16 protein-coding genes are annotated in these 16,257 nt (G+C 55.1%); 7 read left to right on the top strand and 9 right to left on the bottom strand.

Translation table 11 applies throughout. The features are described from left to right. Window positions 1-101: 101 nt before the first annotated feature. The gene (gene rimK, locus J0X03_RS15515; RefSeq protein ID WP_033642523.1) at window positions 102-1,004 is read right to left on the bottom strand and encodes a 30S ribosomal protein S6--L-glutamate ligase; all 903 of its coding nucleotides are present in this window, start codon (window positions 1,002-1,004) and stop codon (window positions 102-104) included. 56 nt (window positions 1,005-1,060) lie between these two features. After that, window positions 1,061-1,375, bottom strand: a complete 315-nt coding sequence (locus J0X03_RS15520; protein ID WP_042784084.1) for a YbjC family protein — start codon at window positions 1,373-1,375, stop codon at window positions 1,061-1,063. Window positions 1,376-1,605: 230 nt separating this feature from the next. On the opposite strand from J0X03_RS15520, the gene J0X03_RS15525 reads away from it, so the two are divergent. After that, window positions 1,606-1,869, top strand: a complete 264-nt coding sequence (locus J0X03_RS15525) for a GrxA family glutaredoxin (RefSeq protein ID WP_004938676.1) — start codon at window positions 1,606-1,608, stop codon at window positions 1,867-1,869. Between the two features lie 40 nt (window positions 1,870-1,909). Here the strand turns inward: J0X03_RS15525 and J0X03_RS15530 are convergent, their stop codons facing one another. Beyond that, window positions 1,910-2,299 (bottom strand): inner membrane protein YbjM, encoded by a 390-nt coding sequence (locus J0X03_RS15530; RefSeq protein WP_033642521.1) that lies wholly within the window; start codon window positions 2,297-2,299, stop codon window positions 1,910-1,912. A 294-nt stretch (window positions 2,300-2,593) separates the two neighbouring features. Here J0X03_RS15530 and J0X03_RS15535 point away from each other — a divergent pair, with 294 nt between their 5' ends. Further along, window positions 2,594-4,282 (top strand): aspartate:alanine antiporter, encoded by a 1,689-nt coding sequence (locus J0X03_RS15535; protein WP_004938680.1) that lies wholly within the window; start codon window positions 2,594-2,596, stop codon window positions 4,280-4,282. A gap of 477 nt (window positions 4,283-4,759) precedes the next feature. Here J0X03_RS15535 and J0X03_RS15540 read toward each other — a convergent pair whose 3' ends face one another. The 5 genes from J0X03_RS15540 to eco all read right to left on the bottom strand — a co-directional run bounded on the left by J0X03_RS15540 (window position 4,760) and on the right by eco (window position 9,633). Next, window positions 4,760-5,503 (bottom strand): ankyrin repeat domain-containing protein, encoded by a 744-nt coding sequence (locus J0X03_RS15540; protein ID WP_096242099.1) that lies wholly within the window; start codon window positions 5,501-5,503, stop codon window positions 4,760-4,762. Between the two features lie 88 nt (window positions 5,504-5,591). Continuing rightward, on the bottom strand, window positions 5,592-6,365 hold the full coding sequence (locus tag J0X03_RS15545; RefSeq protein ID WP_033642517.1) for an ankyrin repeat domain-containing protein: 774 nt from the start codon (window positions 6,363-6,365) through the stop codon (window positions 5,592-5,594). Window positions 6,366-6,453: 88 nt separating this feature from the next. Next, window positions 6,454-7,227, bottom strand: coding sequence for an ankyrin repeat domain-containing protein (locus J0X03_RS15550; protein WP_046686750.1), 774 nt, complete (start codon window positions 7,225-7,227; stop codon window positions 6,454-6,456). Next, window positions 7,224-8,705 (bottom strand): Tle-like phospholipase domain-containing protein, encoded by a 1,482-nt coding sequence (locus J0X03_RS15555; RefSeq protein ID WP_089196838.1) that lies wholly within the window; start codon window positions 8,703-8,705, stop codon window positions 7,224-7,226. Before J0X03_RS15555 ends, J0X03_RS15550 begins: the two co-directional genes overlap by 4 nt. A 415-nt stretch (window positions 8,706-9,120) precedes the next feature. Further along, complete coding sequence (gene eco, locus J0X03_RS15560; RefSeq protein WP_033642514.1) at window positions 9,121-9,633, bottom strand: serine protease inhibitor ecotin; 513 nt, start codon at window positions 9,631-9,633, stop codon at window positions 9,121-9,123. A gap of 291 nt (window positions 9,634-9,924) precedes the next feature. Between eco and J0X03_RS15565 the strand changes: the two genes are divergently transcribed. Beyond that, window positions 9,925-10,659: a phosphatase PAP2 family protein gene (locus J0X03_RS15565; protein ID WP_033642513.1), complete on the top strand. Its 735-nt coding sequence runs from the start codon at window positions 9,925-9,927 to the stop codon at window positions 10,657-10,659. A gap of 5 nt (window positions 10,660-10,664) precedes the next feature. Then, window positions 10,665-11,270 carry an undecaprenyl-diphosphate phosphatase gene (gene ybjG / locus J0X03_RS15570; protein ID WP_033642512.1) on the top strand — a complete coding sequence of 202 codons (606 nt, stop codon included), beginning with the start codon at window positions 10,665-10,667 and terminating at the stop codon, window positions 11,268-11,270. A 39-nt stretch (window positions 11,271-11,309) separates the two neighbouring features. Here the strand turns inward: ybjG and J0X03_RS15575 are convergent, their stop codons facing one another. Beyond that, entirely contained in the window at window positions 11,310-12,143 is an 834-nt protein-coding gene (locus tag J0X03_RS15575; RefSeq protein WP_160204140.1) for an aldose epimerase family protein, read from the bottom strand. Window positions 12,144-12,360: 217 nt separating this feature from the next. Between J0X03_RS15575 and deoC the strand changes: the two genes are divergently transcribed. The 3 genes from deoC to J0X03_RS15590 all read left to right on the top strand — a co-directional run bounded on the left by deoC (window position 12,361) and on the right by J0X03_RS15590 (window position 16,239). After that, window positions 12,361-13,041: a deoxyribose-phosphate aldolase gene (deoC, locus tag J0X03_RS15580; RefSeq protein WP_033642510.1), complete on the top strand. Its 681-nt coding sequence runs from the start codon at window positions 12,361-12,363 to the stop codon at window positions 13,039-13,041. Window positions 13,042-13,194: 153 nt separating this feature from the next. Further along, window positions 13,195-13,959: a DNA-binding transcriptional repressor DeoR gene (deoR, locus tag J0X03_RS15585; RefSeq protein ID WP_033642509.1), complete on the top strand. Its 765-nt coding sequence runs from the start codon at window positions 13,195-13,197 to the stop codon at window positions 13,957-13,959. A 981-nt stretch (window positions 13,960-14,940) separates the two neighbouring features. Continuing rightward, on the top strand, window positions 14,941-16,239 hold the full coding sequence (locus J0X03_RS15590; protein WP_033650641.1) for an HAAAP family serine/threonine permease: 1,299 nt from the start codon (window positions 14,941-14,943) through the stop codon (window positions 16,237-16,239). Window positions 16,240-16,257 lie beyond the last annotated feature (18 nt).

Here is a 16,257-nt window from a genome sequence, read left to right on the forward strand (position 1 = left end):
GCGCATAGCTTACGGAATATTCACCCGATACGCCACGATCAATGCGGCTTAATTCACTAATTAAGATATTGCTCGGCGGGAAAAGCGCAACGCGCGTACCGTCAGCCGCCCGATTTCAGGCGGAACCCCGGCCGGCCGCGCTGCTCGATGTATTCGATCATCATGCCGGCAATGTCCAGCCCGGTAGTGGTTTCCACCCCTTCCAGCCCCGGTGAGGCGTTGACCTCCATCACCAGCGGGCCGCGCTCGGCGCGCAGGATATCCACCCCGGCGACGTCCAGCCCCAGCGTGTTCGCCGCTTTGACCGCAATCGCCCGCTCCCTGGCGGTGATGGTCACTTTGCGGGCGCTGCCGCCACGGTGCAGGTTGGAACGAAACTCGCCGGGCTTCGCCTGCCGCTCGATGGCGGCCACCACCCGGCCGCCCACCACCAGGCAGCGCACGTCGCGGCCCTGCGCTTCGCGCACGTACTCCTGCACCAGAATATGGGCGTTCAGGCCGCGAAAGGCGTCGATCACGCTTTCCGCCGCCTGGCGAGTTTCCGCCAGCACCACCCCGATGCCCTGCGTGCCTTCCACCAGCTTGACCACCAGCGGCGCGCCGCCGACCAGTTCGATCAGATCGCCGGTATCGTCCGGTGAATGGGCGAAACCGGTGATCGGCAGATCGATACCCTGCCGGGCCAACAGTTGCAGCGAACGCAGCTTGTCGCGGGCGCGGGTAATGGCCACGGATTCGTTGAGCGGGTAGCTGCCAAGCAGCTCGAATTGGCGCAGCACCGCGGTGCCGTAAAAGGTGATGGCGGAACCGATGCGCGGGATCACCGCGTCATAACGCTCCAACTGACGGCCGCGATAGTGAATGGTCGGCGCCGCCGGGTTGATGTTCATATAACAGGAAAGCGGATCGATGATATCGATGCTGTGCCCGCGATCTTCCGCCGCTTCACGCAGCCGCTTGCACGAATAGAGCGATCCGTCGCGAGAAAGAATGGCAATTTTCACTCGTCACCCCAAAAAGGCCAACGCCTGCCCCGCAGGCGGGTTAGCGGCCGCGGCGCTCAGGCGCGCGGATCGCTGTCCTGATGATTTTTCGATACGTCCGTATCTTGCGGCTTGCGGCGATCGTTTTCCGGCGGCAGGCCGCCGCGCATCAGCGGCCCGAACCCCTGCACCACGCGCCATACCAGAAACGCCGCCGCCGGCACCATCAGCGCCACGCCGAGGAAAATCATGCCGACCGCCGCCTGCTGCGACGCCAGCCAGCCCGGCAGCTGCAGGTGCCCGTGAATGCTGAGGTAGGCCAATACCAGCATCACGATGCCCAGCCCTTCCAACACCAGCACTGGGCGCGGTAAGTCACCGAATGAACGCATATTTTTCTTCTCCAGAAGGTCTGCCCCCAGTGTAGTGAATTCCCGTCGACGACGACAGCCCCGGCAGACTAATTGGTTGCATGAATCAGATTAACAGGTAATTCCTGCTTTTTTTTCACCGCCTCAACGGGCATAGTAGGCGCCATCTGACGCAGGTAATGACTTTTTCGGTGACGGGATGTCGTTGCGGTAGCGAACAATTTTTTGAAAATCCAATTAAGGAGCGTTGCATGTTTGCAGTAATCTTCGGGCGTCCTGGCTGTCCTTATTGTGTCCGCGCTAAAGAACTGGCGGAAAAACTGACTGAAGAACGCGACGATTTCAACTTCCGTTACGTTGACATCCACGCGGAAGGCATCACCAAGGCCGATCTGGAAAAAACCGTCGGTAAACCGGTTGAAACCGTGCCGCAGATCTTCCTGGACGAGAAGCACATCGGCGGTTGCACCGATTTCGAAGCTTACGCTAAAGAACACCTGAACCTGTTCCAGTAAGTTTTTGAACGACAAAAAAAGGCGCTTAACGCGCCTTTTTTTATTGCCGCTGCCGCCGATGCAGCTGCTGGAGCGTGTGCAACAGACCGAGGGCGAACAGCATCAGCATCGCGCCGAACACGCACCAGAACACCGCACTGGTGGCATAAGCCAGCTCCTGCCAGAACGAATAGGACGGCGTCAGCCAGAAGTGACGGATCAGCAGGCAGAGCGGCAAGGCATAAAGCGCCCCCAGCAGCGGACACAGCAGCCGCTTGCGGCTCGACAGATAGCTGGCGATCGCGCCGGGGATCACAAACAGCAGCAGGCCGGTTTCCCCGTGGTGCTCATGATCCGTGCTGCCGAACAGGCCGGTTTGCTGGCCGAGAAACACCAGGTTGAACAACAGAAAACAGCTGAGAATGCCCAGCCAATATCGATAACTCGTCATGCGAATTCTCCCCCGCCCAATTACCGCATCAATAGAAATCAGCCCGGCCACCCGTGAGGTGACGCTGAACCGAATTTTTTCCTTGGTCAAAAGAGAGTTAAATGCGCACGGCGGCGCAGGAAATCAGCTTTCTGTGCTGGCTGTCATCGGTCATAGCGTCTAGAATGAACGCCGCCGAACGATGGTTCGCTTCGCTTTCTGCTGGTGGTGATTTATGACGTCGTTTTAAGGCTGAATTTATCTCTTATAGTTATCTATATCAAGCACTTACTGGTAAACAATAAGTTATCCTCCGTGAACATAAACGTCGCTAGTTTGTTAAACGGTAACTACATTCTGTTACTGTTCGTGGTACTCGCGCTGGGGCTGTGCCTCGGTAAACTCCGTCTGGGCTCCGTCCAACTCGGTAATTCCATTGGCGTTTTGGTGGTTTCCCTGTTGCTCGGCCAGCAACACTTCGCCATTAACACCGAGGCGCTGAATCTCGGCTTCATGCTGTTTATTTTCTGCGTCGGGGTGGAAGCCGGGCCTAACTTTTTCTCGATTTTCTTCCGCGACGGCAAAAATTACCTGATGCTGGCGCTGGTGATGGTCGGTTCGGCGATGGTGATCGCCATCGGTCTCGGCAAGCTGTTCCACTGGGACATCGGCCTGACCGCAGGCATGCTGGCCGGCTCGATGACCTCCACGCCGGTGCTGGTGGGGGCCGGCGATACGCTGCGCAACACCATCGTCAACGGCCCGGCGCTGCTGGCGGCGCAGGATCATCTGAGCCTCGGCTATGCCCTCACCTACCTGATCGGTCTGGTCAGCCTGATTTTTGGCGCGCGCTACCTGCCGAAGCTGCAGCACCAGGATCTGTCCACCTCCGCCCAGCAAATCGCTCGTGAACGCGGCCTGGACACCGACAGCCAGCGCAAGGTCTACCTGCCGGTGATCCGCGCCTACCGCGTCGGCCCCGAGCTGGTGGCCTGGGCCGACGGCAAGAACCTGCGCGAGCTGGGCATCTACCGCCAGACCGGCTGCTACATCGAACGCATCCGCCGCAACGGCATTCTGGCCAACCCGGACGGTGACGCGGTGCTGCAGGTGGGCGATGAGATCTCGCTGGTCGGCTACCCGGACGCCCACGCGCGGCTGGATCCGAGCTTCCGCAACGGTAAGGAAGTGTTCGATCGCGATCTGCTCGACATGCGCATCGTGACCGAAGAGATCGTGGTGAAGAACAGCAACGCAGTGAACAAACGCCTGAGCCAGCTGAAGCTGACCGACCACGGCTGCTTCCTCAACCGCGTGATCCGCAGCCAGATCGAAATGCCGATCGACGACAGCATCGTGCTCAACAAAGGCGACGTGCTGCAGGTGAGCGGCGACGCGCGCCGGGTGAAGAGCGTGGCGGAGAAAATTGGCTTTATCTCGATTCACAGCCAGGTGACCGATCTGCTGGCGTTCTGCGCCTTCTTCATCATCGGCCTTTTGATCGGCCAGATCACCATACAGTTCAGCAACTTCTCGTTCGGCATCGGCAACGCCGCCGGCCTGCTGATGTCCGGCATTATGCTCGGCTTCCTGCGCGCCAACCACCCGACCTTCGGCTACATTCCGCAGGGGGCGCTGAACATGGTGAAAGAGTTCGGCCTGATGGTGTTTATGGCGGGCGTAGGCCTGAGCGCCGGCGCCGGCATCGGCCACAGCCTGGGCGCGGTCGGCGGCCAGATGCTGATCGCCGGGCTGATCGTCAGCCTGGTGCCGGTGATTATCTGCTTCCTGTTCGGTGCCTACGTGCTGCGCATGAACCGCGCCCTGCTGTTCGGCGCGATTATGGGCGCCCGCACCTGCGCACCGGCGATGGAGATCATCAGCGATACCGCGCGCAGCAACATCCCGGCGCTGGGTTACGCCGGCACCTACGCCATCGCTAACGTGCTGTTAACGCTGGCGGGTTCACTCATCGTGGTGCTATGGCCGGGCATACTCGGCTGATCGATTAGCGGGAGAGATGGATCGGCGATAAAAATATTTTGATTTTTTTGTCGCCGGCCAGAACTTTCGTTGGGGGCCGCAGTCTGAATTAGTGCCACTGCTTTTCTTTGATGTCCCCATTTTGTGGAGCCCGATAATCCCGCCTTTTAGGTTCAAGATTATCGGGTTTTTTGTTGCCTGAAGCAGCCCGCAACACCTGCTGTCGCGGCCTCGTCGTCAGGCATAAAGCATCCTATCTCTGAGCGTCGCTTACGCCAGCCTCCCTATCAATGTGCAGGTTTCAACATAGAAACGCTGCTTGTGGGTTCGCCACTGTTCAAAGAGATGGCGTCACAAACGGGACTTAACAACAGCACTCTCGTCGCCGTCGGCTGGGTGCTCTTTGGTGGCTCATTCCATCATCTTCCTGTATATCATAACGTCATGTTACTGCACTGGAAGAAGACCAGCATTGTCCCCCATGATAGTCGAGACTATCTAATTCACCTGTTTTATTTTTTCTTTAATTTTAATTAGTTTCTTTATATACGCATTGCTCTTATCTCCTTTAGCTATTTCCGCAGAAATCAGCGAGAGGAAGCTGTCATTAAAATCATCTTTGGCTAATGGATTAGCTCCATGAGCCAACAGAACCTCAATGTGTTCTGGGCAACTGTTATACAGCGCATTAATTAATGGCGTTTTGTTCATAGCCCCTTTGATATTAACATCAACTTGGTATGCAATTAACATCTTTAATGTTTCTGTGTTCGCCGCATCAAAACTTTCAAATATAATGGGTTGATTATGAACCTTATCTCTGGCATTTGGAGAGAGCCCGCCCTCTAACATAGCTTGTATCCATACGCCGTTATTCGCCTTCATAACAAATTCAGCTGGGCTACTCCCCCCCTCAGTTCTTGGCTGCAGTGGATCTGCCCCCACCTTGACCAAATCCGTAATGATATTGAGCCGCTCTGGCGTGTTCTTGTCAAAGATAGCGTTATTTATCGCCCAGAATAACAACGTCATCTCCGCCTTGGCCGGTCGATTTAACGTTTCTTTGCTCACCGTCGATAAAACCTTATCCAGCTTTTTTCTGTCACCCTCGTAGATGATATTGGCGATGTCCAGCTGCGTCCCTTCAAAATAATCTTGTGGCTGTAGATCCCTACCTTGTTCGCATCCCTGCATCATGAGCATCGACAGCAACATGATAATGATAAGAGCCCTGTGCCTCATGCCATCTCCATTTTAAGCGTAACCACGGTTCAACTTTGCTTTTTCACCGTATCAGCATCCCTCTATGCCCTTGAATACTGAGAACGGCTTATTGACTGACAGGGAGAGGTGGCCATTTCCCACCACGCTTAATTAGCTCGTCTTTGATACGCTCAAGAGACGCTTTCGCCTCACTACCGTCCGGGCTTCTATTAATCAGCCGTTGCAGTTGATTGCCCATCGTCCAACCCGAGTTGCCTCTTATATCACTATCGGCGCCTTTTTCTAATAGAAGAATGACGTGGTCATAGGAGTGATAATCTAAAGCATCGATGAGCAGCGTATCACCCAATGAATTTCTTATATTTATATCAGCGCCATGCTCCAACATGACCTCTAATGTCTCTGTATTTTTTGCAAAGATGCTATTGAATATAATGGGTTGATTATGAACCTTATCCTTAGCATTTGGAGAGAGCCCGCCCTCTAACATAGCTTGTATCCATACGCCTTTATTCGCCTTCATAACAAATTCAGCTGGGCTACTCCCCCCCTCAGTTCTTGGCTGCAGTGGATCTGCCCCCACCTTGACCAAATCCGTAATGATCTTGAGCCGCTCTGGCGTGTTCTTGTCAAAGATAGCGTTATTTATCGCCCAGAATAACAACGTCATCTCCGCCTTGGCCGGTCGATTTAACGTTTCTTTGCTCACCGTCGATAAAACCTTATCCAGCTTTTGTCTGTCACCCTCGTAGATGATATTGGCGATGTCCAGCTGCGTCCCTTCAAAATAATCTTGTGGCTGTAGATCCCTACCTTGTTCGCATCCCTGCATCATGAGCATCGACAGCAACATGATAATGATAAGAGCGCTGTGCCTCATGCCATCTCCATTTTAAGCGTAACCACGGTTCAACTTTGCTTTTTCACCGTATCAGCATCCCTCTATGCCCTTGGATACTGAGAACGGCTTATTTACTGACAGGGAGAGGTGGCCATTTCCCACCACGCTTAATTAGCTCGTCTTTGATGCGCTCAAGAGACGCTTTCGCCTCACTGCCGTCCGGACTTCTATTAATCAGCCGTTGCAGTTGATTGCCCATCGTCCAACCCGAGTTGCCCCTTATATCGCTATCGGCGCCTTTTTCTAATAGAAGAATGACGTGGTCATAGGAGTGATAATCTAAAGCATCGATGAGCAGCGTATCACCCAGTGAATTTCTTATATTTATATCAGCGCCATAATCCAACATGACCTCTAATGTCTCTGTGTTCTTCGCAAGAATACTTTTAAATATAATTGGCTTATTGTTGACTTTATCTTTTGCATTAGGAGATAGCCCCCCATCTAACATGGATTTTATCCAGATTCCCTTATCTGCTTTCATAACAAATTCAGCGGGACTACTTCTCCCTTCCGGCCTTGGCTGCAGTGGGTCTGCTCCTGCCTTAACCAGATCTGTAATTATCTTAAGCCGCTCTGGCGTGTTCTTGTCAAAGATAGCGTTATTTATCGCCCAGAATAGCAACGTCATCTCCGCCTTGCCCGGTCGATTTAACGTTTCTTTGCTTACCGTCGGTAAAACCTTATCCAGCTTTTGCCTGTCACCCTCGTAGATGATGTTGGCGATGTCCAGCTGCGTCCCTTCAAAATAATCCTGCGGTTGTAAATCCATACCTTGTTTGCACCCCTGAATGATGAGCATAGACACTAGCATCGTGATAATGAGTATGATTTTTTTCATATTCGTCCCTTGATTGTGGCAATGTCATCGTCTTTCTCATTTTCAATGCATTGTATCGCCTGGTCTATACCGTGCTTATCCAGCAGTGAACCTGTTCCACCGGGAAGCGTGTGCTTTACTCCCACGGCGTCAGGCGCCAACATGGACAACCGCTCTTTCGCCATCACCGCCGGGGGATAAAATTTAAGGTCTTTGGCATCTTCCCACAAATCAACCTCCTGCAGCTTGGTCAACAGCTCCCCTTTTACGCGATACGCCTGAATATTATCGGCGCTGCCTATTATAGAGCCACCGTATTTTTCGACGGTTCCCGCATTCAGACCTGCTGCATTAAACGTCCAAGCCGGTTTGCCGCTGGCTATGGAGGTCGCAGAGGCCATACCGCCTCCTAATGAATGACCCGCAACGTCAATATTTGATACTTTCGAAATTTTATCGCCAATTATAACGGCTTGTTTATAGTATTCAGAATTAAACCCCAACCCCTGAGCGCCGTTATTTGACCAGTCACTCAGGTTTTTAATCCCTGACAAATCGCCGTTCAATAACGCTTTCTGGGCAGCCTTGCTTATTCCCTCCGGGAACTCGGGCGCACGCGATCCGCGGAACACCACCGTCGGGTTCATCGCTTTGCCAAAGACCTTCTCATCAGGCTGATAAACCCGAGCCAGAAAGCCCGGCGTATCCTCATCGTCATAGAGCATATCTTTGCTTAAACCGAGTTTACCCAGCGCCCCATCATTGTTACTGATATCCTTCCAGCCTTCAGGGATGTCTATCGTGTCCTTGAGCGGGTTAGTGGTCTTATAGACATTCTCAGCCAACTTCGCCTTTTCGACCGCGACGTTGTTCTCCGCCAGGCGCTGTGCCGCCATGCGCGCATCCGGGTAAATGCTGCGGTTGCCTCGCCCTATCAGGTACTGGCGTTCTTGCCAGCGTTCTGCCTTGGTCATTGGGCGGATGGCCTGCACCGTGGCGGCAACGGTTGCCACTGCGGTCGCGATGGCTTGTTGCAGAGGGGGATTCCGGGTCGTATTCTGCCTCGCCGGCAGCACCGTCGGTTTTGCCCGGTGGCCATAGCGGCTGACCATTTCTTCATAGCGGGCGATCACGCGCCCGGTAGGATAAAAGGCGGGAAGAGAGCTGCCTGGGTAGCGCTGTAATCGGCCTTCCGCGTCGACGTAAAAGGCATATTTCGTCGGCGTCCAGGTGCCCATTCCCTGATCAATCGCCAGCAAGCCGCCCCGGTTGATCTCATCGAGTACGCTGCGCTTCATAGCCACGTCCTCACGATAACCGGTGACGCCAATCCCGGATTGAGTATTGCGGGTGATCGGATACCGGCTGCTTATCGATATGCCGGCCGCGCCGCCGAACAAATAATGCCGTTCCAGCTCATGCCGCGCTGCTGTCGGGTTAAGTATCCTGGAAAAGCTTTCCGGCGCCGTGTGTTCAGAGGAGAAATGAATCAGTTTCATACGGTGCCTGCCCACTCGCAGGGTTCCGTGGTCGGCACAGGCGCACCATCATCAAGCAACTCGCCAGGTGTGCGGCTGTTACGGGGCTCGTCGAGCGTTAGCGAACGATAACGCATTGGATATCCTTATCTTCTGTGTCATTCCATTAATAGGGCATGCGCAAAATTATCACACTTCAGTAAAGATTTCTTTGCTCTATTTCTATACGCACGCATCCTCTTCCATCCATGCAGCTGCGTGCTTCCTGTGCACTTGTGAAGAGGTATTGACTTGCGTATTTCGTTGCCATGTCGCGCCTAAAAGCCACGTCCGAAAGCAATCAGTCGAGTGTCAAAGATGCGGGAATGATAAGGAGACAGGAAGGAGAAAGGCTCCGCCAACCGGGAATGGCCAGCGGAGCGGCGTCAGGCGGCGGTTATTTCTGCTCAGCCTGGCTTACGGTGTCTTCGGCTTTCCAGATGCGGTATTTCACTTCCGCGTCTTTCGGCGCATACACCACGATCGGCAGGCGGCTGTTGTAGCGCTGCATCGCGGCGTCGCCCAGGTTGGCGGCGATGAATTTCTTGGTCTTGGTATTGTCCGGGCAGGCCATCATGGTCGAGGCCGGTTCAGACAGCTTCTCCAGCACCAGGTAGTCGTAACCCCAGCCGGACAGGGTTTTGGTCTCCAGCGTGCCGCCAATCATATGGCGGTTGCAGTCCACTTCCAACGTCTTGCCGATCAGCAGTTCTACCTTGTAGTTCTCTTCGTGCTCTTGCTTCGGCAGGTAGATCACCTGGCGATTCATGCCCTTCTCGGCTTTCGGGTAAGGCGCGACTTTTTCCAGCGGCTGTTTGCTCATGTCTGCGTCATCGCCAGAGGTCGCCGCCATAGCGCCAGCGGAAACGGCCATCAGCAGGCCGGAAAATACAACGGATGCCTTGTTCATGTTTTATCCCTACACTTTGTCAAATAATCCGACTATAAACTAATACACTACCGCCAAGCCCGCCACAGGTTTAATCTTCTTTACAATAGGCAATCAATAGTGACAATCGCCTGATATAAACCGTTAAGCGGAGCAATTAGCCAGCACACCCTCGGGTTAAGACGAGAAAAACAAGCGATTACCTTCGCACAAGCGGGTGTATCAGATAGGGTTTTCTTGCCGGCGGACTAAGGTTTTCTTAAGACAGAATTATTACAGTGACGTCATTCAATCCTGTCACCGAGCCTGCGCGTGAATCCAGAATCGTCATTAAATCAATCCTCAACGACACCGCAAATTAAGACAACCGCCCTTTACTCCCTGTCGACATCCTTTTACCGTTGGCAGGTTTTTGGCCTGCTGATCAGCGGTCTGGCGTTTCTGTGGCTCTCCCGCAACGAACAGCTGGATTGGGCGATCAGCAACTATTGGTACGATGCCGCCAGCGGGCATTTCCCGTGGCAAAACAATTATTGGCTGGATCTGATCAATCACCGCCTGTTGAAGCAGATAGTGATCGTAGGGGCGGTGCTGACGCTGTTTTGGGGCATCTATCGCCGCAGCGCGCGCCTGATCGTGACCATGCTGCTGATTGGCATCGGCCCGCTGGTGGTGGGCATTCTCAAAGCCACCAGCGCGCACTCCTGCCCGTGGGATCTGATTGAGTACGGCGGCAAAGCGATGTCTTTCCCGCTATTCGGCGCGGTACCGGCGCTGCCGGGCCCCGGCCGCTGTTTCCCCGGCGGGCACGCCTCGAGCGGTTTCGCGGTGATGGCGTTGTTTTTCCTGTTTTATCCGCAGCGTCCGCGCCTCGCCTGGTGGTGTTGGTGCGGCGGCATCGCGCTTGGCATGGTGATGGGCTTTGGTCAGATCATGCGCGGCGCACATTTTCTTACCCATAACCTGTGGGCGGGTTGGTGGGTTTGGTTAAGCCAGTTGGCTATTTATTGGACGGTTAGCGGCTATTGGCGCCGCAAGACGAGGTAACGGTTATGGAACAGTTGAACCATTTTCTTTTCGCCTGGATCAATGCGACTCCGGCGTCTCCTGAATGGATGATCGATTTCGCCACCTTTTTGGCGCGCGATCTGATCATCATCGTGCCGTTGCTGATCGTCGGTCTTTGGCTGTGGGGGCCGCAAAGCCAGCTGGTTTCGCAACGCCAGGTGGTAGCGAAAACCACTATCGCGCTGCTGTTCGCCATGCTTGCCGCTTCCGCTATTGGCGCGCTGCTGCCGCATGAGCGCCCGTTCGTCGCCGGCGTCGGTTATACCTTCCTGCCACACGCGCCGGACAGCTCGTTCCCGAGCGATCACGGCACCGCCATCTTTACCTTCGCGCTGGCGTTCCTGTTCTGGCACCGCGTTTGGTCCGGCGTGCTGCTGATGATCGTCGCCGTCGGCATCGCCTGGTCACGCGTTTACCTCGGCGTGCACTGGCCGCTGGATATGGTCGGCGGTTTCCTGCTCGGCCTGGTGGGCTGCCTGTTCGCCCAACTGGTGTGGAATCTGTTCGGCGATGTCATCGCCGACAGGCTGTCGCGCCTGTATCGTTTCCTGTTCGCCTTCGCCATTCGCCGCGGTTGGGTGAAAGAGTAACTGCACAACATGACAGGGGCGTTACCGCCCCTGCTTATTTCACACCACGCCGGTGGTCACGCAGAACGCCCGCGTTTTTCCCGCTCCCAGCATCACTCCCTCACCCTCTGGCGCATTCGGGCGGCAGTTTGCCGGCTGGATAAAGGAAAGCAACTGCCGGTTGCCCTGAACGGCGATGCGCCGGAGACCATAGTTGAATTGCCCGGTGGCGAAACGCGTTACATAGCGCCGGCCTTGCGGCGCCAGCATAAAGAATTCGGCTCGGTCCACGTAGCGAGACAGATCCTCGGAACACAGCAGTTCCTGCCCGAGCGCCTCCCCCAACAGCGCCGGCGTCGGCAAGTTTTGGCGGAATACCGCGTCGGGAATGCAATCGTAGTTGAGGCGGCACACATAGCGCAGCGGCTGCGGCCGATCGGCCAGATTGGTGACTTTCATCTCAATGGCGAACTGCGCGCTCTGCGCCGCCAAGCGCAGCGCCGGGCCGATGCGCCATCCCTCGCCCAACCGCTCGCCTTCGCCCTGCAACGTCAGCTCGTCGCCCGCCAGCTGCAGCCACACGCGTTGCATCTGGAGCGATGCGTCGTCGTGACTCGGCCAGGCGGGGCAGAACGCGGCGACATCATCGCGCTTTCTTCCAGCGCCCCGCCCGCTGCGGCGGCCCGATTTCAATGAGTAACCGTCAAATTCAGCATCCCAAATCGCCAGGCCCTGATACGGCAAGACCGTCAGTGCCCCGCGCCGATTCGCCAGCGTCAGCATTGGCCCGCGCTCTGCGCAGCGATGGGCGCTCACCGCGAAATCCGCATTGCGGAACAGCGCCTGCCGATGCGCCCCGAACGCGGCAGGAACCAGATCAATGTTGATTTTCATCGTTTTCCCTCGACATTTCGCCCGCGCAGGCCGCGAGCGGCCGCTGAAAATGTTATTTAAATAACAAATAAACCTCCCCTAAGTTATACATATAACAGTGAGATAACTATGATCTCGTCGACATTTTTCAAATCCCGCTAGGTTTACCCGCATTGTAATGTTATTATTTTCACATCCTCTATCAACGCTCTTTTCTCAACTTCATTAAGGAACCGCGATGACCTCCGAAAACATCGATTACGCCCGCTATGTCGACCACACCCTGCTGGCCATGGACGCCACCGAAATGCAGATCGCCAAACTGTGCGAAGAAGCCCAGCAGCACAACTTCTATGCGGTGTGCGTCAACTCCGGCTACGTGCCGTTGGCAGCCCAGCTGCTGCAGGAAAGCACCGTGAAAGTCTGCTCGGTGATCGGTTTCCCGCTGGGCGCCGGCCTGACCGTCGCCAAAGCCTTTGAAGCCAAAGCGGCGATCGCCGCCGGCGCGCAAGAGATCGATATGGTGATCAACGTCGGCTGGCTGAAAAGCGGCCTGCTGGACGAAGTGAAAGCCGACATCGCCGCCGTGCGCGAGGTTTGCGCGGCGATCCCGTTGAAGGTAATATTGGAAACCTGCCTGCTCAGCGATGCGCAGATCGTCCAGGTTTGTGAAATGTGTCGCGAACTCGATGTCGCCTTCGTTAAAACCTCCACCGGCTTCAGCACCGGCGGCGCTCGGGAAGAGCACGTCAAACTGATGCGCGAGACGGTGGGCAGCGAAATGGGCGTGAAAGCTTCCGGCGCCGTGCGCGATCGCGCCACCGCCGAGAAGATGATCAAAGCCGGCGCCACGCGTATCGGCACCAGCTCCGGCGTTGCCATCGTATCCGGCGCGCAGGCGGCGGCTGGCAGCTACTGATCGTCGGCGCGCCTTGACGGGCGCAGCCAATACACTCCGATGCGGGACAATACGGGCGGCCGATGCGGCCCGATATTGCCCCGCATCGTTGTGTTTAGCGCCGGAAACGGCGGCACGCTTTTTTACCTCTACTACCTGTGGGAAGACGGATCTATGGAAACGCGGCGCGAAGAACGTATCAACCGGTTAGTTCAGGCGTTAAAACGCGCTGACAAGATCCACCTGAAAGAAGCCGCCGCGCTGCTGGGGGTCTCGGAGATGACCATTCGCCGCGATCTGAGCGCCGAGCCGGCGGCGGTGGTGCTGCTCGGCGGCTATGTGGTGACCGATCCGCGCAGCAACGGCGTGACCAACTACTTCGTTTCCGATCAAAAAGCCAAACAGGTCATGGAGAAACGGCGCATCGGCCTGCTGGCGGCGCCGTTGATCAATGAAAACGACACGGTGTTTTTCGACTGCGGGACCACCACCCCGACGATCATCGACGCCATTGCCGACGAACTGACCTTCACCGCCGTGTGCCATTCGCTGAACACCTTCCTGGCGCTGCAAGACAAACCGAATTGCAAGGTGATCCTGTGCGGCGGCGAGTTCAAACCGAACAACTACATCTTTTCCAGCGTCGGCGGCCGCAATGAGCTCGATCACATCTGCCCGAACATCGCCTTTATCTCCGCCGCCGGTCTCAGCCTGCGGCACGGCGCCACCTGCTTCAACTTCGACGAGCTGGAGATGAAGCATCGCGCAATGGCGATGGCGCAGCAAAAGATCCTGGTGGCGGATCACAGCAAGTTCGGCAAAATCAAGCCGGCCTGTATCGGCCCGCTGACGCAGTTCGATCGGGTGATCACCGATCGCCAGCCGGACGCCGACTTCATGGCGTTCTTCAACGATAACGCCATCGCTACCCGCTATTGATCCCCCTTCAGCGCCGTCGGAAGCGACGGCGCGCCGCTGAAATCTCTCTTTTCCCACAGCCCGAGATGAACAAATAATGCGCAATCGATACGCATTTTTCGCTTATCCTCACGCAACATCAGGTTAATAAAATGCAACAGGTCACCCGAGTGATTATTTTCTCTCTGGTCAAACCTGCTTTCAGCTGGATGAATTAACGACTATTTATGGCTTTTATATGATAAATCGCGCCAAAGACCGGGATGTTTAAATAAACGGCCGGTTAGGCTATTGCAGCAAATCTCGCCAATACCTGTTAGCTATCTGTTATTTATATGATGAATGGTTACGCATTTTTATCCGCTAACCACGTAAGTAATTTCCCTTCGTTACTAGCGGCGATTTTCAATGAAACCCCTTTAAAAACAAATAAATACAACTCATTTGACTTAAAAATACAATGTGATCTACGTCACTAAAACTGCTTAATCCGGGTTTTTAGCTAGATCCAAAACCACGCATAAAATATATTGCTCGGCTTGCTGCTGAGCACAGCGCTTTATCCGGCTGATTATTGTACAAGCCGCATAATCGCAAAAATTTTTATGAGAGCGTTCTCAGCACAAAATCTTACACAAATGTGCAACAAATGCGCGAAAAATCGATGAAAAAGCAGATAACTGCACACATTACGCATTTGAGAGCAGGATCACGGTTGTTTCTACTGTAAATCGTTATCTTGCCGCCAACAAAAATCGACAGGCAAAGACCTGTCGGCAGCGGTAACGACTTTTATCACCCCGTGGCGGTGAAAAGTCTTTGGTGAATTACCCGGCGCTGTGCCTGTGGTAATGAACACAATAAACAACCAGGGGGACGCCAAAACATCCCCGCAAGCAACACCTGATTCTTACCGCAAGCGTTGCCTGAATAGGACGTTTGACGGTTTAACCTTAAGTTTTGCCTTTTAATTTTAAATTCGTGTTCACTTCGGAGATATTTATGGACACTACACAGACCGGCACAATTGCCTCTGCGGCTTCGGGTTCCAGCACTACCTGGCGTAAAACGGATACCATGTGGATGTTGGGCCTGTACGGCACCGCCATCGGCGCAGGCGTCCTGTTCTTGCCAATCAACGCCGGCATCGGCGGTTTGATTCCTTTGATCATCATGGCCATCATCGCTTTCCCGATGACCTTCTTTGCCCACCGCGGCCTGTGCCGTTTCGTTCTGTCCGGTAAAAATCCCGGTGAAGACATCACCGCCGTGGTAGAAGAGCACTTCGGCATCACCGCCGGTAAACTGATTACTCTGCTGTACTTCTTCGCCATCTACCCGATTCTGTTGGTTTACAGCGTGGCGATCACCAACACCGTCGACAGCTTCATTACCCACCAGTTGGGCATGACGTCGCCGCCGCGCGCCATCCTGTCGCTGATCCTGATCGTCGGCCTGATGACCATCGTGCGCTTCGGTGAGCAGGCCATCGTGAAAACCATGAGCATCCTGGTCTTCCCGTTCGTGGCGGTGCTGATGCTGCTGGCGGTATACCTGATCCCTAACTGGACCGGCGCCATCTTCGAAAACGTGTCGCTGTCCGGCAGCGGTACCGGCATGGGTCACGGCCTGATCATGACCCTGTGGCTGGCAATCCCGGTGATGGTGTTCTCCTTCAACCACTCGCCGATCATCTCCGCCTTCGCCGTCGCCAAACGCGAAGAGTACGGCGCAGACGCCGAGAAGAAATGCTCCCGCATTCTGGCTTATGCACACATCATGATGGTGCTGACCGTGATGTTCTTCGTGTTCAGCTGCGTGCTGAGCCTGACGCCGGAAAACCTGGCGGAAGCCAAGGCGCAGAACATCTCGATTCTGTCTTACCTGGCCAACCACTTTAACAACCCGATGATCGAGTACATCGCGCCGGTTATCGCCTTCGTCGCCATCACCAAATCGTTCCTGGGCCACTACCTGGGCGCCCGTGAAGGCTTCAACGGCCTGGTCGCCAAGTCGATGAAGAGCCGCGGCAAAACCGTCAGCACCGCCAAGTTGAACCGCATGACCGCTATCTTCATGCTGGTGACCACCTGGATCGTCGCCACCCTGAACCCAAGCATCCTGGGCATGATCGAAACCCTGGGTGGCCCAATCATCGCCATGCTGCTGTTCCTGATGCCGATGTACGCCATCCGTAAAGTGCCTGCCATGCGCAAGTACAGCGGCCACATCAGCAACGTGTTCGTGGTTGTGATGGGTCTGATCGCCATCTCTGCCATCGTGTTCAGCCTGCTCGGCTAATCACGCCCGGCCGGCGCC

Source organism: Serratia ureilytica (assembly GCF_017309605.1).
In the GTDB taxonomy this organism is placed as follows: Bacteria; Pseudomonadota; Gammaproteobacteria; order Enterobacterales; family Enterobacteriaceae; genus Serratia; species Serratia ureilytica.